Origin of the sequence: Staphylococcus cornubiensis, assembly GCF_900183575.1 — a bacterium.
Lineage (GTDB): Bacteria > Bacillota > Bacilli > Staphylococcales > Staphylococcaceae > Staphylococcus > Staphylococcus cornubiensis.
This window is the reverse complement of record NZ_FXUZ01000012.1, coordinates 33,333-58,516: the sequence shown is the minus strand read 5'-3', so window position 1 is coordinate 58,516 and position 25,184 is coordinate 33,333. Positions and strand designations below refer to the sequence as shown.

19 protein-coding genes are annotated in these 25,184 nt (G+C 38.1%); all 19 read right to left on the bottom strand.

Going from position 1 to position 25,184, the window contains the following annotated elements:
• Window positions 1–454: 454 nt before the first annotated feature.
• The 19 genes from CCE82_RS10200 to sdaAB all read right to left on the bottom strand — a co-directional run bounded on the left by CCE82_RS10200 (window position 455) and on the right by sdaAB (window position 24,899).
• Window positions 455–1,126 carry a hypothetical protein gene (locus tag CCE82_RS10200; protein ID WP_086429283.1) on the bottom strand — a complete coding sequence of 224 codons (672 nt, stop codon included), beginning with the start codon at window positions 1,124–1,126 and terminating at the stop codon, window positions 455–457.
• A gap of 78 nt (window positions 1,127–1,204) precedes the next feature.
• Window positions 1,205–2,428 carry a restriction endonuclease subunit S gene (locus CCE82_RS10195; RefSeq protein WP_086429282.1) on the bottom strand — a complete coding sequence of 408 codons (1,224 nt, stop codon included), beginning with the start codon at window positions 2,426–2,428 and terminating at the stop codon, window positions 1,205–1,207.
• A 3-nt stretch (window positions 2,429–2,431) separates the two neighbouring features.
• On the bottom strand, window positions 2,432–3,976 hold the full coding sequence (locus tag CCE82_RS10190; RefSeq protein WP_086429281.1) for a type I restriction-modification system subunit M: 1,545 nt from the start codon (window positions 3,974–3,976) through the stop codon (window positions 2,432–2,434).
• A 90-nt stretch (window positions 3,977–4,066) separates the two neighbouring features.
• The gene (locus tag CCE82_RS10185; protein ID WP_086429280.1) at window positions 4,067–6,859 is read right to left on the bottom strand and encodes a type I restriction endonuclease subunit R; all 2,793 of its coding nucleotides are present in this window, start codon (window positions 6,857–6,859) and stop codon (window positions 4,067–4,069) included.
• A gap of 211 nt (window positions 6,860–7,070) precedes the next feature.
• Entirely contained in the window at window positions 7,071–7,655 is a 585-nt protein-coding gene (locus CCE82_RS10180; RefSeq protein WP_086429279.1) for a hypothetical protein, read from the bottom strand.
• A 431-nt stretch (window positions 7,656–8,086) separates the two neighbouring features.
• Entirely contained in the window at window positions 8,087–8,275 is a 189-nt protein-coding gene (locus CCE82_RS10175; RefSeq protein WP_086429278.1) for a hypothetical protein, read from the bottom strand.
• Window positions 8,276–8,930: 655 nt separating this feature from the next.
• Window positions 8,931–10,298, bottom strand: coding sequence for a signal recognition particle protein (ffh, locus tag CCE82_RS10170; protein ID WP_086429277.1), 1,368 nt, complete (start codon window positions 10,296–10,298; stop codon window positions 8,931–8,933).
• 13 nt (window positions 10,299–10,311) lie between these two features.
• Complete coding sequence (locus tag CCE82_RS10165; RefSeq protein WP_086429276.1) at window positions 10,312–10,647, bottom strand: putative DNA-binding protein; 336 nt, start codon at window positions 10,645–10,647, stop codon at window positions 10,312–10,314.
• Window positions 10,648–10,650: 3 nt separating this feature from the next.
• Window positions 10,651–11,850 (bottom strand): signal recognition particle-docking protein FtsY, encoded by a 1,200-nt coding sequence (gene ftsY, locus CCE82_RS10160; protein ID WP_086429275.1) that lies wholly within the window; start codon window positions 11,848–11,850, stop codon window positions 10,651–10,653.
• 1 nt (window position 11,851) lies between these two features.
• Window positions 11,852–15,424 carry a chromosome segregation protein SMC gene (smc, locus tag CCE82_RS10155; protein ID WP_086429274.1) on the bottom strand — a complete coding sequence of 1,191 codons (3,573 nt, stop codon included), beginning with the start codon at window positions 15,422–15,424 and terminating at the stop codon, window positions 11,852–11,854.
• A gap of 3 nt (window positions 15,425–15,427) precedes the next feature.
• Window positions 15,428–16,159 carry a ribonuclease III gene (rnc, locus tag CCE82_RS10150; RefSeq protein WP_086429273.1) on the bottom strand — a complete coding sequence of 244 codons (732 nt, stop codon included), beginning with the start codon at window positions 16,157–16,159 and terminating at the stop codon, window positions 15,428–15,430.
• Window positions 16,160–16,624: 465 nt separating this feature from the next.
• A complete protein-coding gene (locus tag CCE82_RS10145; RefSeq protein ID WP_019168922.1) occupies window positions 16,625–16,858 on the bottom strand; it encodes an acyl carrier protein in 234 nt (77 codons plus the stop codon).
• Between the two features lie 228 nt (window positions 16,859–17,086).
• On the bottom strand, window positions 17,087–17,824 hold the full coding sequence (fabG, locus tag CCE82_RS10140; protein ID WP_086429272.1) for a 3-oxoacyl-[acyl-carrier-protein] reductase: 738 nt from the start codon (window positions 17,822–17,824) through the stop codon (window positions 17,087–17,089).
• Window positions 17,817–18,743, bottom strand: a complete 927-nt coding sequence (fabD, locus tag CCE82_RS10135) for an ACP S-malonyltransferase (protein ID WP_086429271.1) — start codon at window positions 18,741–18,743, stop codon at window positions 17,817–17,819. Before fabD ends, fabG begins: the two co-directional genes overlap by 8 nt.
• Entirely contained in the window at window positions 18,736–19,722 is a 987-nt protein-coding gene (gene plsX, locus CCE82_RS10130; protein ID WP_086429270.1) for a phosphate acyltransferase PlsX, read from the bottom strand. Before plsX ends, fabD begins: the two co-directional genes overlap by 8 nt.
• A 1-nt stretch (window position 19,723) precedes the next feature.
• A complete protein-coding gene (gene fapR, locus CCE82_RS10125; RefSeq protein ID WP_206184389.1) occupies window positions 19,724–20,284 on the bottom strand; it encodes a transcription factor FapR in 561 nt (186 codons plus the stop codon).
• A 1,014-nt stretch (window positions 20,285–21,298) separates the two neighbouring features.
• Window positions 21,299–23,344 carry an ATP-dependent DNA helicase RecG gene (gene recG, locus CCE82_RS10120; protein WP_086429268.1) on the bottom strand — a complete coding sequence of 682 codons (2,046 nt, stop codon included), beginning with the start codon at window positions 23,342–23,344 and terminating at the stop codon, window positions 21,299–21,301.
• A gap of 2 nt (window positions 23,345–23,346) precedes the next feature.
• Window positions 23,347–24,216 carry an L-serine ammonia-lyase, iron-sulfur-dependent, subunit alpha gene (gene sdaAA, locus CCE82_RS10115; RefSeq protein ID WP_086429284.1) on the bottom strand — a complete coding sequence of 290 codons (870 nt, stop codon included), beginning with the start codon at window positions 24,214–24,216 and terminating at the stop codon, window positions 23,347–23,349.
• A gap of 17 nt (window positions 24,217–24,233) precedes the next feature.
• The gene (gene sdaAB / locus CCE82_RS10110) at window positions 24,234–24,899 is read right to left on the bottom strand and encodes an L-serine ammonia-lyase, iron-sulfur-dependent subunit beta (protein ID WP_086429267.1); all 666 of its coding nucleotides are present in this window, start codon (window positions 24,897–24,899) and stop codon (window positions 24,234–24,236) included.
• Window positions 24,900–25,184 lie beyond the last annotated feature (285 nt).

The window sequence follows — 25,184 nt, the reverse complement described above, 5'->3', positions numbered from 1 at the left end:
TCAGTTTCCTGACGAATTTTAAAATCCAAGGGAAGTTCGATTTAGCTTCTCTCAACTACCTATTATAAAAAATAAGTAGTGAAGAAACTATCGTCATAATTTCTTCACTACTATCTTAATATGTTTCCTAGGGGCTGGCCCTTCAACTAACTAACGCTTGATTAAACTGTTACACTTGTTGAAGCGTTAGTGGATTCTCCGGACCAGCTAATCCCTCAGGAGTGTCAGCCTTCTGGCAATCTGACAACAAATACAGGAAATAGAGGGCAAGTTTATGAAATCAAGAAAACAATAGCATCGATTTTTTATCCCATTCAACCTCATTTTTCGACTGCTTTAAAATCATTAATCAATTATTAATCTATGAATGGCTTGAGACTAATAGATTTCTATATCCCAATCACTTATTACCGTCTCACACTACCATCCATCTTAGAATGACATTATACTTTCATCACTTTTGTATGATTTTATGGTCGTCATCAATTGCGTATAAATTTTCATCCATAGGCACTTCAACATACCGAAAATCAATCTTTTTTACATCAGTGAGATAACGCTCTTGATAGACATGCCAATACTCTGTAACCATTGACTTCCCCATTTGCGTCACATAAACAGACAAATCATTGTTCGCTTGTCTATAACCATTCAACAGTCCTGCCGCAAATAACCGCCTCACATATTTTTGAAACGATTCCGACACCGTATTCATCTCTTTATGGTTTCTATTAAAATATCGAATTTGATAGAACAACAAGCCCATCAGCGCACCATCGTAAATCCCCATTGAATTATCAACGTAAATCCTCAAATCTTTCATAGTGAGCTTTGTTAACATCTTAAGTGTGAAGTAGTCTTCGTATTTAAATATATACCAATCACTATGATCCAAATGTGTTCTGATTTGATCGAGTAAAACGGCTTCTTCTAGTGTCGTATAAAAAGTTTTATTGGAGAAATACGAATGATTTTTATGGTTACTGATACGAATCGGCATATACGCAAAAGCACCCTTTCTAAACAATACATAAATCGAACCATTGGAATCAGACTGCTTTAGCGACAAAATCCACTCATTCTCATGTAACATACTTTGCAGTTGAGGCGCAATATGCTCCATCATCTGACATCCCCCCTTACTTCACAATACAACATTGAACATTTCATTTGATACTTACATTTTCATACATGCTCCTTGACATTACACAAACATCTTTTGGAGTAATCCCTTTTTGCGTTGTTTTAATAAGGCAATTTTTCGCGACTGTTTTTCGATTAATTGATCAAGCTTATTGAAAAAGTCACCAATTTTTTGTTGTTCTTCTAATACAGGCAATTTAATTTTGAAACCTAATAAAGTCTCTTCATGAATTCGTTTACTACCAGTGCCGGATGAAAAGGACTCCATTCTTTCATAATAATTTTTTCTTGAAATATAGTTCATAAAATAATTGGCATTGATTTTTGAATAATCAATGTCTAAGGCCGGAACATCCCCTGATGAATAAAATCCATTAAATTCATTTGGTATGATACTAAATGCACCATTAAAAAAGTTCTGTTTACCATAAATGAATTGAGAAGCAAATCTTTTATAATAAACCGTTGCCCCCATCTTAAGAGCCCTGTTAGTATTAGCATTACTAACTCCATTTACATTTAATTTAACAGTAAGAAGTTGATTCTTATTCAAATTAATACCTTTTTCTAATTCATTTGGTTTATTCATAAAGAATTGAAAGTTTTTTATAGCCCACCCCGGATAATCATTACCATTGTCATCTTTAAATCGAAGTTCTTGTGAGAAAATCTTTTGCATATAGCCCGTTTTCTGTTCTTCTAATAACGCTAATTTTTGTTCTTCCAATTCAATTTGACGGTCTAGTTTGTTAAAGAAATCACCAATTTTTTGCTGTTCCTCGACTAAAGGCAAATTAATTTTCAACTTCTTTAAATCATTATTATAAAGGTGAACCACTGTTTTACCTTGTGCAAGTCTAGATATATTCCATTTGTTCACACTGTTTAAAGACAAAGAAATGAATTTGCCATCGTCCTCTTTAGGAGTTAGAATATTTAAATCTCCACCGATATAAACATCTTCATTTACATTTATTACTGATGCTGTAGCAATATCCTCTACTGTTTCTCCAGAAGACGGGATTAAAACCTGATTTTTATTAGCTTTTTTCAACTTGCTAGGATCTACATTTGTTCTGCTCTCGACAATATTAATAATTGCACCATATTTTGTATATAGTTCACCATAAAGAATACAAGGATATTTACCACCTTCAGTTAAATCTTTCTTACCTAATAATTTTCCTTTTTCAAAACTTACAATTCCCTCTAGTTTCTTCTCTTCCCACTCACCTTCAAACTCAGGAAATCGTAACTCTGGCACATTTTTCTTTAAATCAGTCATGTTTCAACACTCCAATTCCTTCAAATAGCCCTCGATATCTTGTTCGATTTGTGCGATGTCATTGTCGATGTTCGCGATGTCTTGTTGGACTTGGTCGAGATCAATCGGTGCTTCTTCCTCGAATGTATCGACATAGCGTGGGATATTGAGGTTGTAGTCGTTGTCTTCAATTTCTTGTAATGTTGCGGCATAGCTGTATTTATCAATGGTTTCTCTGTTTTTGTATGTGTTCATGATTTTTTCAACGTGTTCGTCTGTCAGGTGATTTTGGTTTTTGCCTTTTTCGAACGCGTTGGATGCATCAATAAATAACACGTCTTGATCGGCTTTACGACATTTTTTGAATACTAAAATACATGTTGGAATGCTTGTACCGTAGAAAATGTTTGCGGGTAAGCCAATGACCGCGTCCAAGTAATTTTTCTCTTCAATGAGGTATTGTCGAATAACCCCTTCTGCTGCACCACGGAACAGAACGCCATGTGGTAATACGACTGCCATTGTGCCTTCGTCGTCTAAATAGTGCGCCATATGTTGGATAAATGCGAAGTCGGCTTTGGATTTCGGTGCGAGTTTGCCGTAACCACTGAAACGGTCGTCATCATTGAATTTACTATTGGCTGACCATTTCGCACTGTATGGTGGATTGGCTACAACGGCGTCGAATTTCTCCCCTAAAAAGGCAGGATTTTCTAACGTATCGTCATTTTGAATGTCGAAGTTTTCATAACGAACATTGTGTAACAACATATTCATGCGTGCTAAGTTGTACGTCGTGTTGTTACGTTCTTGCCCATTGTAACGGTAGACTTTCGTTTCTTTACCAACACGTAATAGTAATGAACCTGATCCGCATGTAGGGTCATATACATTGCGTAATTTATCTTTACCTAATGTAACGATTTGCGCTAAAATTTTTGATACTTGTTGTGGGGTGTAGAATTCACCTGCTTTTTTACCTGCATTCGCCGCAAAGCGCCCGATTAAAAACTCGTATGCGTCCCCTAACATATCAATTTCCATATCGCTATGAACAAATGGCAAGTCCGCTAAGTTTACCATGACCTTGCTTAATAACGCGGTACGGTCTTTCACTGTGTTTCCTAATCTTGTCGAACTTAAATCCATGTCACTGAATAAGCCAATGAAGTCTTCTTCACTGTCTTGTCCGAGCGTTGACGTTTCGACTTTACGAATCGCTTGCGCTAAATGTTCAATATCAAAGCGTTGATTTTCAATTTCTTTCACCATGGTGCTAAACAAATCTTGCGGCTCGATGTAGTAGCCGACTGTATCTAACAATTCACCTTTTAAGTCTTCTTGATATTCAGGATCTGCCCATGCTTCTTCGTATGTCATGTCCTCTCCAGATAAGGCTTCCACAACTTCTGCTTCTGCCTTTTCCGATAAGAAGCGATAGAAAATCAACCCTAAAATATAATTACGGAATTCGCTCGCATCCATGTTCCCTCTTAAATCATTCGCGATTGACCACAATTTTTTATGTAATTCAGCTTGTTGTTGACGCTGTTTCTCTGTAATTGACATTGCATTTCCTCCGTTAGTTCACTCAGTATATTCACGCACTGAAAGATCAAAACCTTTGTAATGTATGGAATCACAAAGGTTTGATACGTTCTAGCTACTATACTTTTCAGTGACTTCTTCAATAAATGAAATAATTGCTTTTTTCGTTTGACGTTTTTCTTTGAGTTTTTTATCACTCACTAAATCTTTTAATTCCGCTTGATTTACGATACCACTATATTCAAATTCCCCTGTTAAAGCCTTCAAAATATCTTCGTCGACTGCTTGTTGATGCGCGAATTGATTAAACTCTGCTTCACGTTTCGCATTTTCAAATAAAATATAGGCTTCATCAATGTTGTCATCCTCAGATAATTGCGGCACCACTTCATCAATAAATTCACGAATTAAGTCCCGCTTCAAACGCAACACTGGATCATCGGCATTGTCTAAAATACGTCGAATCTGTTCACGATTCCGTTGTTGCTCGGCATCATCTTTTAAGTCGATTTGGCGAACGAGATGCATAATATAAGAGACATTAATCAAATCATTACGCAAAATTTCAATTTCAAAATCGATATCATCTAAAATCGATACTTGCTCGGCGTTACCCCGTTTCGCTTTCACTTCATCATAAATGGCATAGTATTTACTCTTATAGTCTTCAAATTCTTGACCATCCATGCCAATATTGTCAGTAGTAAACTCGAATTCATCAAATGCTTTAAGTCTCAGCACAAGTTTTGACACAAGACGGAATGCTTCGACAAATGCTTTTTTACCCTCTTCATCAAACACTTCATCCATCGCTTGAGGTGTTGGCGCGATAGTTTTCAAGGCTTCCAATGCATCGACAAATTCTGCTTTGTAGGCTTCATAACTTTTCATAAGGACACGATCTGTATCATCCGTCTGTGAGAACAGTTTTAATGCTTTATCCGTATGACGCTTTAAGTTACGGTAATTGACGATTTTTCCAAATGGCTTTGTCTCTTTCTCAACACGATTCGTACGAGAATACGCTTGGATGAGATCATGATATTTCAAGTTTTTATCGACATAAAGTGTGTTCAACACTTTACTGTCAAACCCTGTCAAAAACATATTGACGACAATGAGTACATCAATTTTATTGTCTTTTACACCTTTTTTCACATTTTTAGAGACGTGATTAAAATATTCTGGGAATGTATCCGTCGTAAAATTCGTCCCAAAGTGCGCATTATAATCTTGCATGATACTTTCTAATTGATCTCTAGAATGCGCTTCATCCACATTGCCTTCTTGTTGCGCTTCATTTGCTGCATACGTAAATATCCCCGCAACTTTTAATGGATGTTCATCTCCTTGACTGATCCTTTTAAATGCATCGTAATACTTTATCAGTGCTGGAATACTTTGTACGGTTAAAATCGCTGAATACTGTCGATTGCGAGTATATTTATCGTGATTGTCTCGAATATGACGCACGATTAAGTCAATGCGCTTATCCGCTAACCACACTTCATCTTTATTAATGCCTTCCACCATATCATCAGTTTCTGTTTGAATATGTTGTGTTTTAATTGTATTAATGTAATCGACAGAAAAGCCTAAAACATTACCATCGTGAATCGCATTTTTGATTAAATAAGAGTGCAAATTGCGACCAAAAATGTCTGCTGTACTCCGACCATCTTGACTTTTATTTTCTTCAAAACGTGGCGTCCCTGTAAAGCCAAAGTATTGCGCATTGTTAAAATGTTGACGAACAATCCGATGCATATCACCAAATTGACTGCGGTGACATTCATCAATAATGAATACCACTTTATCAGTTTTGTATTGTTCGAGCGCCGCCGCATTATTTTGAATTGCTTTTGACATTTTTTGAATCGTCGTCACAATGAGGGGCAAACTTTTGTCATTCAGCTGTTTCACGAGCTGTGACGTATTGTTCGTTTTATCCACCGAACCTTTAGAAAACTTATTAAATTCTTCTTCTGTTTGGCTATCTAAATCTTTTCGGTCAACGAGGAAGATCACTTTTTTAATATTTTCTTGTTCTGACAGGACTTGACTCGCTTTAAAGGAAGTTAACGTTTTACCACTCCCCGTCGTATGCCAAATATAGCCATTACTGTTCGTTTCCGTCGCTTGATGGATCAGCGCTTCCACAGCATGCACTTGGTAGGGACGCATCGCCATTAAAATATGATCCGTTTCATTTAAAATCATATAACGTGAAATCATCTTAGCTAAATGACACGGTCTTAAAAACGTATCCGTAAAGTCACCTAACGTATTGATGCGGTGATTGTCTTTGTCACTCCAATAAAACATATGACTTTTTAAAATCTCACCATCATTATTCGACATATAGCGTGTTTCGATACCGTTACTAATAATAAAAAGTTGAATATAACGAAACAGCCCTGTGTAATTTTGTTTACGATAGCGCATCACTTGGTTAAACGCTTCGTTAATATCAATCCCACGTCGTTTCAATTCGATTTGCGCGAGCGGCAACCCATTCACTAATAACGTCACATCATAACGCGCTTTATATTGATCGTTAACAGCGATTTGATTCGTCACTTGAAACGTATTTTTACACCAATGACGCGTATCTAAAAACGACAAATACACCTCAGACTCATCATCACGCTTCAACGGCAATTTATCACGTAAAATACGCGCACTTTCAAAGATACCTTTCCCATTAATCATCGTTAATAAGCGTTGAAATTCTTTATCTGTCAGTGGTTTGCCTTCTAGCTTTTCTGCATGACGTTCATTTAATATGTGACGAAAATTATCCAACAGTTGCTGTTCATCTCGAATCGTTACAGTTTCATAGCCATTGGATTTTAACTGTTCCATCATTTCTTTTTCTAATGCGAACTCACTTTGGTAAACCATAAAATCCCCTACCTTTGTTTCTCTTACAACATATTATAATATATTATGCTTTTGAATGGTGTGAATTTTATAATTATTTGCGTTTTAACGATAAGAATGTGAAATATTGTGTTTCTGGATTGCTTTGAAGGGGTTTGGTGTATTTTAGAGCATGTCGACAAGTTGCGGAGTTTCTGGCAAATGAATTATCATATTAAGCATTGAGAAATATTTAATAGAATTCTCGATTTTTGGCTTGTTTTATTTCTTTCTCTATACTTTTATAATATTTTCTCATCTTTGCATCATCATAATCAGTAATTTTTATTTTTAATATTTGTAGAGGGTCTACAATTTGGTTAGTAAAGTCTCTCTTTAAAGAACTTGAAATCATGGCAACATACACAAGACTTTTATAATTATGGTCTTCATTTTGTTCTTTTTTATAATTATGTTGTTGATAAGAGGATACTAAATTGATTGTTCTTTCACTTCCATAAACAAAGGTCTTTTGAAAAAGTGTTTGAAAATCTTCTGTCGACATTTCTTTTATCATTTCAATATTTAATACTAATTCAGACCATGACCATAATATTTTTTGTAATTCATTACCACTATGTTCTCTATAAAAACTTTCAGCCTGTAAATCTAGAGCATTGTTGTGCTTATACCTTTCAATACTTCTATTTATTAGCCATGATCCTACGATTAAAAGTATCAACGGAAAAACAAACTTTTCTATAAATGCAGACTCAAATAATTTATTTGCTTTCTCAATGTCTATATCATTATATTTGTTTAATAAATATTTAATCATTTTTGTTGTCTCCTATGCTTAATATAGATTTAGTATATCTTGCTTTTGCTCATAAAAACATTCATAAAGTATGTAAGTGTATAATAGGGTGAAGTAAGTATATTAATTTTTTATAAAATATTTATCATTAGTATGAAACGATATAAACACTCTTTTCAATCTTCGTTATCAAATTATTTCACCGTATTATTACCAAATCGTTCCATAAAACCACCTAAAAATAAATGAGCAAGTATTCCTTTTGGTTCTAATATGAAAATAGTGCACTCCAAGTAATAAAGAATAGTATCAAGATTATTATTTAAGAATCTTGGTGATGCTTCAATTTTCTTTTTTTTCAACAATATGGAACGATCTCACAATACGTCATATAGTAAAATTCTATTTCTACTGGTACCGCATTCTTGGTATAGATGCATTCTCTTCTTTAATCATACTATCACCTTAAACTTAACTTTGATATTATCAGGACTAACTGTAAATGCTTCATCAGTTTCTTCACAGTAAATTTCATCCTTTAAATCAATTTCATCAAGGGTATACCCCGTGCTATTATGAGTATATGGGGAATATACTTCAAATATCTTTGCAACTAAATGATTCTCTTCTAAATCTAGCATTATAGTATAAAACTCGTTAGTAGATAAATCAATTTCATAAAAATTTGAATATTGTATAAAATCATTCTTTTTATATCTATTAATCTTTTTCAAAAATTTGATTTTTTATGCTGATCCAGACTCTGAAAGTTCTTGTTTTTCTCTACATTTATCGTCAATAAATTTTGCAACTTTCATCATCTCCTTACTTTCAGCAGTATTTTTGTGAAATTGAATAATAGAATATCCTCTTTCAGTCAATACGTCAAATTGAAACTTTACTGTAAATTGTTTAGCTTTACTTCATTCAATCAGATTAATTGCACTCCTGGATATGTTGACTCTTCTTCTGTATCCTCAATTAACTCAATTCTGGAAATACACAAAGCATCTCGGTCTTCTATTTTTTCATTTCGACGACCACACCCCAGATTGTGAACCTAGGCGAGACTCCTGAGGGATTAGACGCAGCCGAAAATCCAATTCGGCTTCATTCCAGTATACACCTCAAGCAAGCCGAATTTAGTTGAGGCAAGTCCCCTAGGAACGCGAGCCTATAGGTTCACAATCTAAAAGATTACCACTAAAATCAATGTTACCGAAATATCAAAAAACCCAAAATAACCGCAAAAAAACACCGAGATGCTTCACACACCTCGATGTTTCTATCATGAAATTAAAATGGCAAATTCATACCTTTTAACATATTTTGCAATTGCGCTTGCTTGCCTTTTTTACCTTTACCGCCACCAGTAAACTGCTTCATCATCTTCTTCATGTCGTTAAACTGCTTCAACAAACGGTTCACTTCTTGCAATGTTCGCCCTGAACCTGCAGCAATACGACGCTTTCTTGAAACATTCAATTTGTCTGGATTTTCACGTTCATCTGGTGTCATGGACTGAATAATCGCCTTAATATGATCGATTTGTTTTTCGCTCATATTCAGTTTATCCAAGCCTTTCATCTTATTCATACCTGGAATCATTTTCATAATGTCATCCAGTGGCCCTAGGTTTTTCACTTGATCCAGTTGTTCTAAAAAGTCTTCTAATGTAAATGAAGACGTACGCATTTTTTTCTCTAAATCTCTTGCTTTTTCTTCATCGACATCTTGTTGTGCTTTTTCAATCAGACTTAACACGTCGCCCATACCTAAAATACGTGACGCCATACGTTCAGGATGGAATAACTCTAAACCATCTAACTTCTCGCTCATCCCGATAAATTTAATCGGTTTGTCAGTGACTGCGCGGATAGAAAGTGCAGCACCCCCACGTGTATCACCATCTAATTTCGTCAATGTGACGCCAGTTACATCGAGCTGTTGGTCAAATGATTCTGCGACGTTAACCGCATCTTGACCTGTCATCGCATCGACAACGAGCATAATTTCATTAGGTTTAGAAATTTCTTTGACTTCTTGTAATTCGTTCATTAATGCTTCATCAATGTGTAAACGACCGGCTGTATCGATAATGACAAAGTCTAAATGTTCCGCTTTTGCGTGTTGTAACGCATTTTGTACGATTTGTTGAGGTGGGACTTGATCGCCTTCACTATATACAGGAATGTCGATTTGTTTCCCTACCGTTTGCAGTTGTTTAATCGCAGCAGGTCGGTAGATATCTCCAGCGACAAGTAACGGCTTTTTGTTATATTTTTTACGCATTAATAAAGCGAGTTTCCCTGCTGTTGTCGTTTTACCAGCACCTTGTAAGCCGACCATCATGACAACTGTTGGTGGTTTTTTAGACATTGTAATCGACGTGTTGTCGCCACCCATTAATGTTGTCAATTCTTCTTGTACGATTTTGATGACTTGTTGTCCAGGTGTCAATGACTTCATCACATCAGAACCTAATGCACGTTCTGAAACTGTTTTGACAAAGTTTTTAACGACTTTAAAGTTAACGTCCGCTTCGAGTAAAGCAAGACGTACTTCACGCATCATTGCTTTGATATCAGCTTCAGTCACTTTACCTTTACCTTTTATTTTCTGCATCGTTGCCTGCAGTCGATCGGATAATCCTTCAAAAGCCATAAAGTGACCCTCCTTATTCTAGTTCTTCAAGTTCTTGGATATATTTTTGAATGTGTTCTGGTTCATGAATATGGTCTCGTATTTGTTGAAAAATCTCTTGTCTACGTGTAAATCGGCGATAGAGTCCGAGTTTTTGTTCATAATCTTCTACTAAATCGCCAGTTCTTCTTATGTTATCATACACCGCTTGACGACTCACTTCAAATGTCTCTGCAATTTCACTGAGCGCATAGTCTTCTAAGTAAAAAAGACGTAAATAGTTGCGTTGCTTTTCGGTGAGTAATGACTGATAAAAGTCAAAGAGATAATTCATACGGACCGTTTTGATTAAATCATCGTCATGATGCATCGTCTATCCCTCATTTTCAGGTTGATTTTCCTCTGCTTCTGGTACATTTTGTTCAATCATATCTGCAAATAAGCCGTAAACATAACTTTCTGCATTGAACGGTTGTAAATCATCCAATTTTTCACCTAAGCCAACGTATTTCACTGGAATGTGCAATTCGTTTCGGATCGCAAGGACGATACCGCCTTTAGCTGTTCCATCAAGTTTTGTTAAGACGATACCTGTCACGTCTGCCACTTCTTTAAATGCTTTCGCTTGTGCCAACGCATTTTGTCCTGTCGTTGCGTCGAGTGCGAGTAACACTTCATGAGGTGCATCCGGAACTGAACGACTAATAACACGTTTCACTTTTTCAAGTTCGTTCATTAAGTTTTGTTTGTTTTGTAGTCGACCTGCTGTATCACAAATTAAAATGTCAACGCCTTTATTTTTCGCAGCATTAATCGCATCATACATGACAGCAGCTGGGTCAGAACCTTCACCTTGGCGAATGACATCGACACCGACACGTTGTCCCCATACTTCAAGTTGTTCGATAGCCCCTGCACGGAATGTGTCTCCTGCTGCTAACATCACTTTTTTACCTTGTGCTTGGTAACGGTGTGCGAGTTTACCGATTGTCGTCGTTTTACCGACACCGTTCACGCCAACCATTAAAATGACATTCAAGCGGCCATCTTCAATATTCATTTCTTCTGATTTATCATCATCTTGTTGATAAATTTCTACAATTTTTTCAACAATCGCTTCACGTAAATCTTCTGTTTCAGTAATATTGCGACGTTTCGCTTCCATACGTAATTCATCCACAAGTTCCATCACTGTGTTGAAACCGACGTCGGCTTGGATTAACATTTCCTCTAATGCTTCAAAGAAATCTTCATCGACTTTACGGTAATGGGCTAACAAATTGTTTAATTGATTTTGGAAGTTTTCACGTGATTTTTCAAGACCTTCACGGAATTTCGCACCGATTTTTTGTGATTCGAGCTCTTCAAATTCTTCAATCGACATTAAGCCGTCATCAAATTCGTCTTCTACAGATGTCAGATCGTTGTCTTGATGTACCGTTTCTCCCGGCGCTGTTTGTTGTGCTAATTCAGGCTCCTGTTGTTCAACGGCATCTTGTTGTAAATCTTGTTCAAGTTGTTGTTCTTTATCAGGTTTCGCAAATTTATCCTTTAATCGTTTAAAAAAGCTCATTTTACACTTGTTCCTCCTTCAATACTTCATCTATCGTATTTAAATTCACGCTGACGAGACGCGACACGCCCATTTCTTGCATTGTGACCCCATAGAGACAATCACACATTTCCATCGTCCCTTTTCGGTGGGTAATGACGATAAATTGCGTATCTTTAGACAATGTTTTTAAGTATGTCGCATATCGAATGACGTTCGCTTCGTCCAATGCCGCTTCTACCTCATCCAATATGACAAATGGTGCAGATCTCACCTTCAATATCGCAAACAGTAATGCAATCGCACTTAACGCACGTTCGCCCCCACTTAATAGCGACAGATGTTGTAACTTTTTACCTGGGGGTTGGACTTTAATATCGACGCCTGCCGTTAAGTAGTCTTTTTCCGTCAATATGAGTTCCGCTTGACCACCGCCGAATAAGTTTTTGAACACACTCGCAAAATGGTCTTGAATGGCATGGAATGTCGTGCTAAATCGTTCAGCAACTTCTGCATCCATTTCTTGAATGATTTGTTCTAACGTCGATTTCGCTTCTCTTAAATCATTACGTTGATCAGATAAGAAAGTATAACGTGCAGACACTTCCTCATATTGCTCTATCGCATTCAAATTGACGTGACCTAACTCATCAATTGACATTTGCGTCAACTTCACTTTTTGACGTAACGCTTCAATGTTGGCGTCTTCAATTGGATAAGACGATTTGGCGTGTTCAAAGGTCATATGGTATTTTTCGTCCAAATGTTTGAGCGCTTGATCAATGAGGACATCTAAACGAGACTGTGCAGATTTAATATTTTGATACTGGTTTTCAATCTCTAGCAATTTTTGATGTATCGATTCCAACGCTTGTTCATTCGATTCAATCAAATCTTCTATGTCTTGGCGTTGTTGGCGTAATTGTTGCTGTTCAGCAAGGTGACGTTCTTTCGCTTCTTGATATTGTGTGATTTTTGCTTGTAAATTTTCTAATGTTGATCGATCATTCACTTCATCTGAATTAATAATCGCTAATTGATCTTTCAATTTTTGTTGTTGTGCATCAATTTGCTGTTGTTCTTTTTCTAAACGTTTCAAATGTTGTTGTTGCGTCTTGTAGCGTTCGACGACAACCGCAAGATCAGACTTGTGCTGATGCAGCTGTTGTTGGAGCTGTGATGACTGTGCTTGAGACACTTTTCGTTGTTCTGTCATCGCTTTAATTTGTTTGTCCATTTGTTCAAGTTGTTCCGCGATTTCAGCTTGACGGGCTTGTTTATCTTTCAATGTAGCCTCACTTTTATCACTTTGGTAACCATCATTTTTTTCAAACTCAAACTCTTCATGTTCGTTTTTCAACCGTTGTTCGATTTCACGATAACGATCATGTTCTAATGACAAATCATGTAAAGCCTGTTTGTGAGTGTTGTAATCTTGTTGCGCAGTCACATATTGTTCGCTCAATGTATCTTGTTGTGACTTTTGATTTTGACAAAATGCTTCCAATTGCTTCGTTTTTTCGAGATATGTCTCTAACTGCGCTTGCAACTGTTGGAGCTCATCTTTTTGCCCTAGTAACGTTTGACGTTGTTGTGTCCCGCCACCCGTCATCGAACCACCAGGATTCACGACGTCACCTTCTAATGTCACGATACGCGTCTGATACTGAATCGCACGAGCAATCTCATTCGCATTTTTTAAGTCATCTACAATGAGGGTGCGTCCTAACAAATTGTCGACAATCGCTTTGTATGTTGCATCGACTTGTACCGCTTCATTTGCGACAGTGACAAACCCTGTCATTTGTTTTGCTGTCTGAACAACACGTGCATCTAACGTTTTCGCTTTAATGACGTTCAATGGTAAAAATGTCGCGCGTCCTAATTTTTTCGTTTTCAAAAATTGAATCGCTTGGCGGGCTGCTGGCTCGTCAGACACGATGACATGTTGCATACTCGCACCGAGCGCCGTTTCAATCGCTGTCGTATACTTTGAAGGGACATTGATTTGTTGTGCCACCGCGCCGTGAATGCCTTGTAATTGCTGATCTTTTGCTTTTAATACCGCTTTAACGCCTTGATAAAAACTACTTAAATCTTCTTCACGCATTTTCATCGTTTCAATCCGTGCTTTAAGCTTATCGTTGTATCGGTAGGCTTGATACAGTTGAGATTCTGCTTCTGACTGTTCGCTTTTTGCTTTCGACAATGACGCTTCAATTTGTTTACAATCGTTTTCAATTTTAGACATTTGTCGCTGCTTTTGTTGTTGACGTTGTTCGATGTCATGCATATGTTGTTGCGCGTCTTTCAACTGTGCATATGCTTCAGTCAAACGTGAATCGATTCGCAATTGTTTTGCTTTATGTTCTTCTATTGTTTTCGTCAAGAAACGGATATCATTATTAATATCTGCTTGTTCAGTCATTAATTGATAATACGCATCTTTTAATTGTTCAACATCTTCTTCCATTGTTTCATCGGACTGATACAATTGTCCTTCCAGTTGTTGAATGTCTTGATTCAATTGTTGACGTTTTTCTTTTAATTGACGGAGTGTCGCTTCAGTTTCTGCCACATCTTGATTTAATTGTTGCTGATGCTCTAGGATTGCAGCTTGTTCTTCTTCAATACGCGCATTAGATTGCGATTGGTTCTTTTGACGTTCTTCAATCAACTGATATTGACCTATTAACTTCTCTACTTGTTCTGTCGTTTCTATCAGTTGTTGATTGACCTTTTCTAATTGTTGGTCGACTTCAAAACGTTCACCTTTCGCCTTTTGCATCGTATGCGCAATTTGTGACTTTTTATGATGCGTGTCCGCTTGCTGACTTTTTAACTCATTTAATGCCGCATCGTGCTGTTCAATTTGCGTTTGATATGATTGCACATCATGCACCGTCACACGAATGTCACTTTCTTTTAAAATGTCACTCAACTGCAAATACTCTTTTGCAATCGCCGCTTCTTCTTTTAACGGTTCAACACGACCTTCTAAATCATACAAAATATCTTCAACACGCGTTAAGTTATCTTCAGTGTGAGACAGCTTTTCCAATGAAGCTTCTTTACGCTTTTTATATTTCAACACGCCTGCAGATTCTTCAATAATTTGGCGGCGGTCTATCGGTTTCGCGTTGAGCACTTCATCGACACGACCTTGCGAAATAATACTAAACGCTTCTTTACCTAATCCTGAATCTAAAAATAATTCGTGAATGTCTTTCAAACGACGTCGTTCATTATTCACATAAAACTCACTATCACCATTTCGATAAAGACGTCTTGTGACAGTCACATCTGTCGCATTCAAATTCAGCAAACCGCGACTATTGTCCAACTTCAACTGCACTTCAGCAAAGTTTTGAGCATTTCGATGTTGTGCGCCTGAAAAAATAATATCTTCCATTTTGCTCCCACGTAATGAACGGGCAGATTGTTCACCTAACACCCATTTAATCGCGTCGGTAATATTACTCTTACCACTACCATTCGGACCTACGATGGCTGTGACACCTTTGTCAAATTGAATTTGAGTGGCTTCTGCAAATGACTTAAATCCGTATGCATCAATTGACTTTAAATAAACCATATTCTACTCCTTATGTGTCATCAATAAGTATGCTTGTTCGGCTGCTTTTTGTTCAGACTCTTTTTTAGTGCGTCCTTCACCTTGAGAGACAGCTTTCCCATTTAATAAAATTTCGGAAGTGAACGTTTTATTATGTGCCGGTCCATCTTCTTTTGCGATTCTGTACTTGATTGAGCCCAAATAGTTTTGGTGGACATATTCTTGAAATTTTGTTTTAAAATCGACGACACCAATCAGTTGACGGTCCTTCACTCGTGGAAAAATGACAGTTTCTGCAAAATGCCACACTGTTTCCAATCCTTGATCTAAATACAATGCACCTACAAATGCTTCAAAAACATCCGCAACGAGTGATGGACGTGTTCTTCCACCTGTTTTTTCTTCGCCTTTACCCAGTAGAATCAGGGGCATTAAATCAATATGTTTCGCGAAAATAACAAGGGACGGTTCGCAAACGATATTGGCACGCATTTTAGTCAAATCACCTTCAGGCAAATGTGGAAATGTGTCGAATAAGTAGCGCGAAACCGTTAATTCGAGTACCGCATCTCCTAAAAATTCTAACCGTTCATTATGTTCAGTACGGTCCATATTAAAGTCATTAATAAAACTAGAATGTGAAAAGGCTTGTTGATAAAGTGACATATTTTCATACGTCAAATTCAATGCTTTCATTTTTTTGGCAAAATTCTCTTGAAATTCAGCGACAAGCGTTTCCTTTCGAACTTTCGTCATGCCATCATTTCCTCCTTTATTTCTTTACAATTCAATGTATGGACTCCTTGATTGCATCCGTCATCATAGATACACACTCTTTTTTCACCAAAAATTTTTGATGACATGTGCGTAACGACTTTATCTTTTGAATACGCTCTCAAACTTTTAGTGAGCACATCACAATGTCATCGTGTTCAATAAAAGTGAGACTCCTTTATCCAAAACCCATACCTGTCTCTATTATACGTGATATCAAAACTGAAGCCTATCAATTCATTGAAACGCCACATACTGTATGGTTCAGCCCTGGAACGCAAATCCTTGAAGGCAATCAAAAAACACAAATCATAGGGAGGGTAAGTTTATCAAAAATAATGCATTAATAGCATCAAAAATTTTTATTCCTCATCCCCATCCCTTGGCATACACAACAAAATATAGCAAAGGAGCTGAGGAAACTTAATGTCCCAGCTCCAAAGATAATTATTTTTCAAGTGTATTAATGTAATTAACAGCGTCTCCCACTGTGTTGATTTTTTCGGCTTCCTCATCTGGAATTTCTGTACCGAATTCATCTTCTAATTCCATTACTAACTCAGCGATATCAAGTGAATCAGCGCCTAAATCGTCTTTGAAAGATGCATCAGCAGTGACTTTGTCAGCGTCTACGCCTAAACGGTCAACGATGATGTCTTTTACTTTATCGAAGTTTTCCACGTTGTTTCACCTCCTTATAAAATGTTGCTATGTTTATGTAACGCATTTTGCGCGTTTTATTATCGAATTGAAATACTCGACTGTTATATTTTGCCATTTTATCGGCTTAAATACAACCCATTTCAATGAAGTTCAATCCGTTCATGTCATATTTAACACGCTTCAAACAAGCATTGAACTGAATTCTTAGTGTTATTCAAGGATTTCACCATTTTTATCCGATGGTGATTACTCCATGTGCATACCGCCATTGACATGAATCGTTTGACCTGTAATATACGCTGCTTTATCAGAAGCTAAAAATGCAACAGTGTGCGCGATGTCTGTATCTTGACCAAAACGACCTAACGGAATTTGTGTTTTCATTGTTTCTTTTAAATCATCGTTAAGCGCATCTGTCATGTCTGAAACGATAAAGCCCGGCGCAACGGCATTGACAGTAATGTTACGAGATGCCAATTCACGCGCTGCTGTTTTGGTCATGCCAATCACACCTGCTTTAGATGCGACATAGTTGATTTGACCTGGGTTCCCAACTGCACCGACAACACTTGTTAAGTTGATAATACGGCCACCACGTTGTTTTAACATTTGTGGTGTTACTTTTTGAATACAGTTAAAGACACCTTTTAAGTTTGTGTCAATGACATCATCCCACTCATGTTCTTTCATTCTCATCAGTAAATTGTCTCGCGTAATGCCTGCATTGTTCACAAGAACGTCAAGTGAACCGAAAGTTTTAACGATGTCTTTAATCATTGCTTTTACTTCGTCACCATTTGCGACATTCGCTTGCATGGCAACACTTTCGACACCTTTACTTTTAATTTCTTCCACGACTGCTTCTGCTTTTTCCTTATTACCAGCGTAGTTGACCACAACATTGTATCCTTCTTCTGCAAGTTGTAATGCAATACTACGGCCAATACCACGTGAAGCACCTGTCACTAATGCAACTTTACTCATTTGCTTTCCATTCCTTTACATCTTCGAGCGTTTGAATCGAAGTTATTTTAACATCTCTATTTATTTTTTTAACTAAACCTGATAAGACTTTGTTTGGACCGACTTCAATGAAATGATCCGCACCTTGTTCAATCAACCATTCAACAGTGTCAATAAATTGTACCGGCGCATAGAGTTGTTTTACCATATGCTGTTTAATCGTTTCTGCGTCTGTCTCAGGTCGCGCATGTACATTTTGAACGACTGGCGTTGTCGCATCATGCCATTCAAATTGGTCGATATACGCTTTAAATTCGTCTTCAATCACTTGCATCATAGACGAATGAAACGGTCCTGATACGTCTAACGGCATGACACGTTTCGCACCAAGTGATTTACCTTCACTCACTAAACGGTCCACAGCGGCTTTATGTCCTGACACGACAATTTGACCTGGCGCATTAATATTGGCAGGTTCTACCTTTACATCTTCTGTTGAAATTTGATCACAAATGGCTTTCACTTCATCAAATGATAAACCTAACACTGCAGCCATACCACCGACACCATTAGGAAATGCTTGCGCCATCAATTCGCCACGTTTACGAACGATTTGTACGGCATCTTCAAACTTTAAAACACCATTCATCACAAGGCTTGAATATTCACCTAAACTGTGACCAATCGTATAATCCGCAGTCGGTTGACCCATCGCAGCATAAAGTGCCATGCTGTGTGTTAACAATGCAGGTTGTGTATTTTCAGTTTGTCCTAACACTTGATTAGGGTCTTCAAACATCGTCTCAAGTATATTAAATGGCATTTGTTCAGCAGCTGCCTCTAAAATTTTCGTTGCTGCCTCATCTTGTTGATACAAATCTTGTGCCATACCAACTTTTTGTGCCCCTTGACCAGGAAACATCAACACAGTTTTACTCATCAGTGTCGCCTACCTTTGCTCTCATATTTTCTACAATTTTCGTTTCACCAGCTATTTTCGCTTGACGAATCGCTGAATAAAACGCTTTTGCATTTGAACTGCCGTGTGCTTTGACCACGATACCGTCCAATCCTAACAACACTGAACCGCCATATTCGGAATAGTCCAATTGTTTCGCGATACGTTTAATGTCGTTTTTCACAACAAGTGCTGCTAATTTATTTTTAAGGCTTGATAATAAATCATTTTTCAAAATTTTACCAAATGATTTCGCAGTACCTTCCAAGTTTTTCAACACGATATTACCTGTAAAACCATCCGTCACAATGACATCAGCTTCATCTTCCATAATCGATTTCGCTTCGATATTGCCGACAAAATGGAATTGGTCCGTTTCAGACATTAAGCGAAATGCTTCTTTCGTTAAGCTGTTTCCTTTTTTATCTTCTGTCCCAATATTAAGTAACGCGACTCTCGGCTTTGCAACGCCTCTTAATTTTTCAGCATAAATGTGACCGAGTACCGCATTTTGATACAAGTGATCCGCTTTTGCATCTGCATTTGCACCGACATCTAAAAATACGACACCTTTACCACTCACTGTTGGCAAAGTGACTACTAGCGCAGGTCGTGCTACACCTTGTAAACGTCCTACAATAAATAAGCCTGCTGACATGAGTGCACCCGTGTTACCTGCTGAGACACATCCGTCTGCTTCTCCATTTTTCACTGCTTCCGCCATACGGACCATAGAGCTATCTTTTTTTCGTTTGATGGCACGCACTGGCTCATCTTCCATTAAAATAGCTTCAGTGGTATGACGTATTTCAACTCTAGGATGATTCAAATGACATTGCTTTTCATCACCGAATAGAATTATCTCCAAATCATCGAAATCTTGAACTGCCTTTTCAACGGCTTCAAGTACGATGTGAGGGGCATCGTCGCCACCCATCATATCTACAGCTATTTTTACCATCTTATTCATCCTCGCTTATGTAATACATTTTAAATAGACCTTCAAAGACTTTTTCTTGCGCAACGAATGAGGTCACACTCATTTCATAATATTTATCATCATGAAATTGGACTTCTGCCTGCGCAACGACGACATCACCTAATTGAACGGGTTTAACAAAGTGAATATGACTTTCTTTCGTCAACACTGATGCATGTTTTACAATAGCGACACATAAGGAATTCGCTTGTGCAAACAACACATGTCCACGTGCAATCGCATTTCTCGTAAATACATCATTTTTCGAAATCGTCAAAATCGACTTTCCTGCTAAATTAGGCTCCAGAGACACGATATCTCCTATAATGTCTTGATCTTCAAGGGCACTAATGTTTTGATATTGATCTTTCGCTACATTTTTAACGCGCTCTCGAAGTTCAGGAATTTGCAACTGACTACGATCAAGGCGTATCGTCTGTATACTCACTTCAAACATGTCACTCAAAGCTTGATCTGTGATAAATGGATTTTGCTGGATGGTAGTTTCAATTAGTGCACGTCTTTCATCTTTCGTTTTTTTCACATCATCGCCACCCAAATTTAGTACCAAGTCTTAATTGACTCCATCTTATTTTAACATGTTTAGTGCACAGTTCAAAATGATTTCATGTCTCATTAATATATGGCTGACCTGACTTTTTCATAGGGACAGACCATCATTATTTTTAATTCTTGCCTCGGAGAAATGAAAAATTTATATTGAATGATAAACCCAATTGAGATGGACTGGGGATAAAAGTTTTTGAAACTTCCTGTTTTCTTCATTTCAAAAGTTTGCTCTCATTGATTGACAGTCTTTGACATTCAATTGCTTAAATGGGCGAGATTCTTGAGGGATAATATTGTAAACAAAATGTCGTCTTTTAATTTTGATATAGGTTACTGTTTAACGCAGGAGCTGTCTGGGGATGAGACATTAAGTTTTCCCAGTCCTTATCCTTTTTATGGACATATAGCGATTAATGATGATCAAACAGCCACAAATGAGGATGAATGGGACGTCATCATTGAATGTTATGGGCGTGTCTCCATTTCATCAGCTTGCCCTAAGTGACTGCATTTGATGTAAGATTGCCCAGAAGGCTGAGACTCCCGAGGGATCAGACGCAGCCGAAAATCCAATTTGGCTTCCATCCAGTGTACACTTCAATCAAGCCAAATTGAGTTGAGGCAAGTCCCCTGGGAACGCGAAGCCATAAGGGCAATCAGAAGCCACAAATCATAGGGAAGGCAAGTTAAACAAAATACTGCATCCATAGCACCAATAATGATTATATCCCATCCCCTAGTCAGCCTTGCGGGAGCAGTACGACGACATCTTTGTTCCACATGAGATTTCTGTACTGCTCCCAAAATCCAATTCAGCTTCCATCAAATGAAGACTATCATTAAGCCGAATTGAGTTGAGGCAAGTCCTAAGAACGTGTGCCCATGATGGCAATTGCGAAATTCAAAACGGTTATCAATGAGAAGAATTTAATTAAAATATAACAATTGAGATAACTCAAGTTTTTATGTCGCAGTTTTGCCTCCAAAATTAATCAAAGCTTTGGTACAACACTTTATCCTCTATAAAGGTCCGCAATCGTTCATATTCGTCCGTAAAAAATGCGCCTGATTGCATTAATTTCGCCGCTTCATCTCTAGCCACTTCTAACATGCGATAATCCTCGACCAAGTTTCCTACTAAAAAGTCAGGCAAACCACTTTGTTTCACACCAAAGAAATCACCAGGTCCTCGCATTTCTAGGTCTTTCTCACTCAATTCAAAGCCATCCGTTGTTTGCGTCATAATTTGCATGCGCTCAATCCCAGTTTCCGTTTTAGGAGAAGCAATGAGCACACAGTAACTTTGAAAGTCACTTCGCCCTACACGACCACGCAATTGATGTAATGTCGACAAACCGAAACGATCCGCATCATAAATCATCATAAACGTCGCATTCGGCACATTAACCCCTACTTCTACAACAGTCGTCGCGACGAGGACATCCAGTTCATGATTGCTGTATCGATGCATGACGTCATCTTTTTCATCCGCATTCATTTTCCCATGCAATAAACCGATGCGTCGTTGTGGTAACGCGGCTTGCAGATTTTCATAAAGTTCAATCGCATTTTGTACGTCTTCTAAATGTTCCGAGCTTTCGATCAGTGGGGAGATCACATAAGCCTGTCTCCCTTGTTGCAATTCGCGCTCCATATGACCTATGACTTGTGCGTATTGTTCATGTTTCACCCAGTACGTTTCAATCGGTTTACGCCCTTTTGGCAAACTTTTGATCGACGACACATCCATCTCACCAAATACTGAAATCGCAAGTGTTCTCGGAATAGGTGTTGCTGTCATAAAAAGCACATTCGTTAATGCACCCTTTTCACGCAATTTTTGACGTTGTTGCACACCAAAACGATGCTGTTCGTCTGTAATCACGAGCCCGACATTATGAAACGTCACATCATCTTGAATAAGCGCATGTGTACCAATCAAACAATCGATTTCTCCATTTGCGAGCTGTTCAAGCAGTAACTGACGCTTCTTCCCTTTTACTGAGCCTGTTAGCAGCGCGACATTCATAAACGGTCCAAACAACTCGACCAAACTTTCCGCATGCTGTTCCGCTAAAATCTCTGTCGGTACCATTAACGCAGACTGGTATCCCGCCGTTTTCATCGCATACATACAAATGGCCGCAACCACAGTTTTTCCGGAGCCCACGTCACCTTGTAACAAACGATGCATGCGTATCGGGGCTTTCAAATCCCGAAAAATTTCATTTACACTTTGTTTTTGGCCTTCTGTTAATTCAAAAGGCAACGTCTCGATAAACGCTTTAACTTGCTGAATGTCATAGTGTACTTCTATCGCATCTTCTGACATTTTCTCCATTCGATTCAACCACTGCATGCGAAGTTCAAACATAAAAAATTCGGTAAATGCAAATGTCCGTCGTGCGCGGAGTAAGGATTGCTGATCTTTCGCTTCGTGTAGCGCATGGAGCGTATCATGCAACGTTTCTAACTTATATTGCTCACGTATCGATACTGGTAACCATTCATGTATTGTAATGTCATTCAACGTTTGCTGAATCATATCTCGTAATGTTTTTTGCTTTAACCCTTCTTTCACACGATAAACGGGTGTAAACTGCGCATCAGTCAACTGCGACGGATCAAAGAACATTTTCTGACCATTAATTTCTTGCTTACGCCGAGACCATTTCCCTTTAATCACGACCGTTTCATGCAATTGAATTTTGTTTTTCAAATATGGCTGATTGAAAAAGACAGCTTTCACCGCAATCCCATTAATCATTAAATGAACCGTCAATTTAGAACGATTTCTTCCAAAAAAAGCGACAGTGGGGGTCGAATATACTTCCCCGCGAACTGTCACATTGGATTCATCATCAGCCGTCGTCAAATCAACCAACGTATTATCTTCATAACGCGTCGGTAAATAAAGGACCAAATCTTGAATGGTATGAATATTCATTTCATTTAAAATCGCCAACCGTTTTGGGCCTAACCCTTTGATGTCCTTAAGCGCATAAGGATTTTCAATGAGGTTTAATTTTGTCATTATTAATCACCAAAAATCTGTTGTTTTAATCGCTGACCTGTTGGTGTACCTGCTAATCCACCACGACCAGTTTCACGTAAAGCAGATGGCATCGTTTGACCAATTTTATACATGGCGTCAATGACTTCATCTGTTGGAATACGCGATGTAATCCCTGCCAGTGCCATATCCGCTGACACAATCGCGTTAGATGCACCTGCTGCATTTCGTTTCACACAAGGCACCTCAACTAAGCCTGCTACTGGATCACACACGAGACCTAACATATTTTTAAGACAAATCGCAAAACCTTCTGCAGATTGTTGCGGTGTCCCTCCTGCTGCTTCAACAATCGCCGCTGCAGCCATTGCACTCGCTGAACCGACTTCCGCCTGACAACCACCTGCCGCGCCAGAAATTGAAGCATTATTTGCAACAACAAAACCGAAAGCGCCTGACGACAGTAAAAAGTTCAACATATCTTGACGATTTAATTGTAATCTATTTTTAAGCGAAAATAAAACACCGGGAACAACGCCAGCAGAACCGGCTGTAGGTGTCGCACAAATTTTCCCCATCGCTGCATTCACTTCATTCGTCGCAACCGCTTTACTCACTGCATCTAACACTAAATTACCTGCTAACGACTGGCCACTTTCAATATATTGTTTCATTAAGACCGCATCGCCACCAGTAAGGCCTGTTTTAGAAGTGACACCTGCCAATCCTTCATCTAGCGCATTTTCCATCGTTTGTAAATTGTGATCCATATGTGTGTAGACTTCTTCAGCTGTCATGCCCGTCACAGCCATTTCTTGCTCCAACATCACTTCATAAATCGCTTTATTCTCCGCTTCACATCTCGCAATTAATTCTTTTACACTTTTAAACATTTTAACGTCTGACATCATTAATTATCCCCCATCAACGAAACTGTTATGACACCTGGTACTTGTCGAATTAAATCTAATATCTTGTCGTTTACTTCATCGTCCAGTTCACAAGTCATTAATGCTTGATCCCCTTTTTCTTTTCGCGACACTTGCATACTTCCAACATTAATGCCGTCATCACCTAAAATATTCGCAACTTTCCCGATTGTTCCGAAAGTATCTTGATGAAAAACAAGTAACGTTGGATAATTACCACTAATGGCTAATGGAAAGCCGTTAATCGCAACAATTTCTATTTTTCCGCCGCCAATCGATACACCTTCGACAGAAATATTTTTCTCGTCATCTGTCATATCGATGATGGCAGTATTTGGATGTGAACGTTCCTCGCTCATTTCAATAAAATGGACACGCATGCCAGCTTCTTTTGCTGCTTCTAGGCTTGTTTCAATGCGACTATCATCCGTATCATAGCCGAGTAAACCCCCTACTAATGCGACGTCAGTCCCGTGTCCTTTATAAGTTTCCATAAAAGATCCGTATAGATAAATGTCTGCTCGTTTCGGTTGCTTTCCGAATAAATCTCTTGCGACAAGTCCGATTCTCACAGCACCTGCAGTATGTGAAGATGACGGTCCAACCATTGTCGGTCCGATAATATCGAATACGCTTTTATATTTCATTTTTGCTCCCCCCGTTTTTGACCATCAAATGTGTCTCTTTATTATATCAATCTTCTGTTTAGATTGTAATTTTTGTTGATTTTAAATTTTTGTGTTTGATTGTGTTCTTTTACCTTTGGCGGTTTTGTACATTTGTGTTTTTGATACATCTGTTTTTGGTACATTTTAGATGTGGCGCTATTTTTGACATTTCAGTACATCAGATACGGTGCTTTTGACATTTCAGTTGTTTTGATTGCTTTACCACCCTCGCGTTCCAAGACGGCCACTTCAACTCAATTCAGC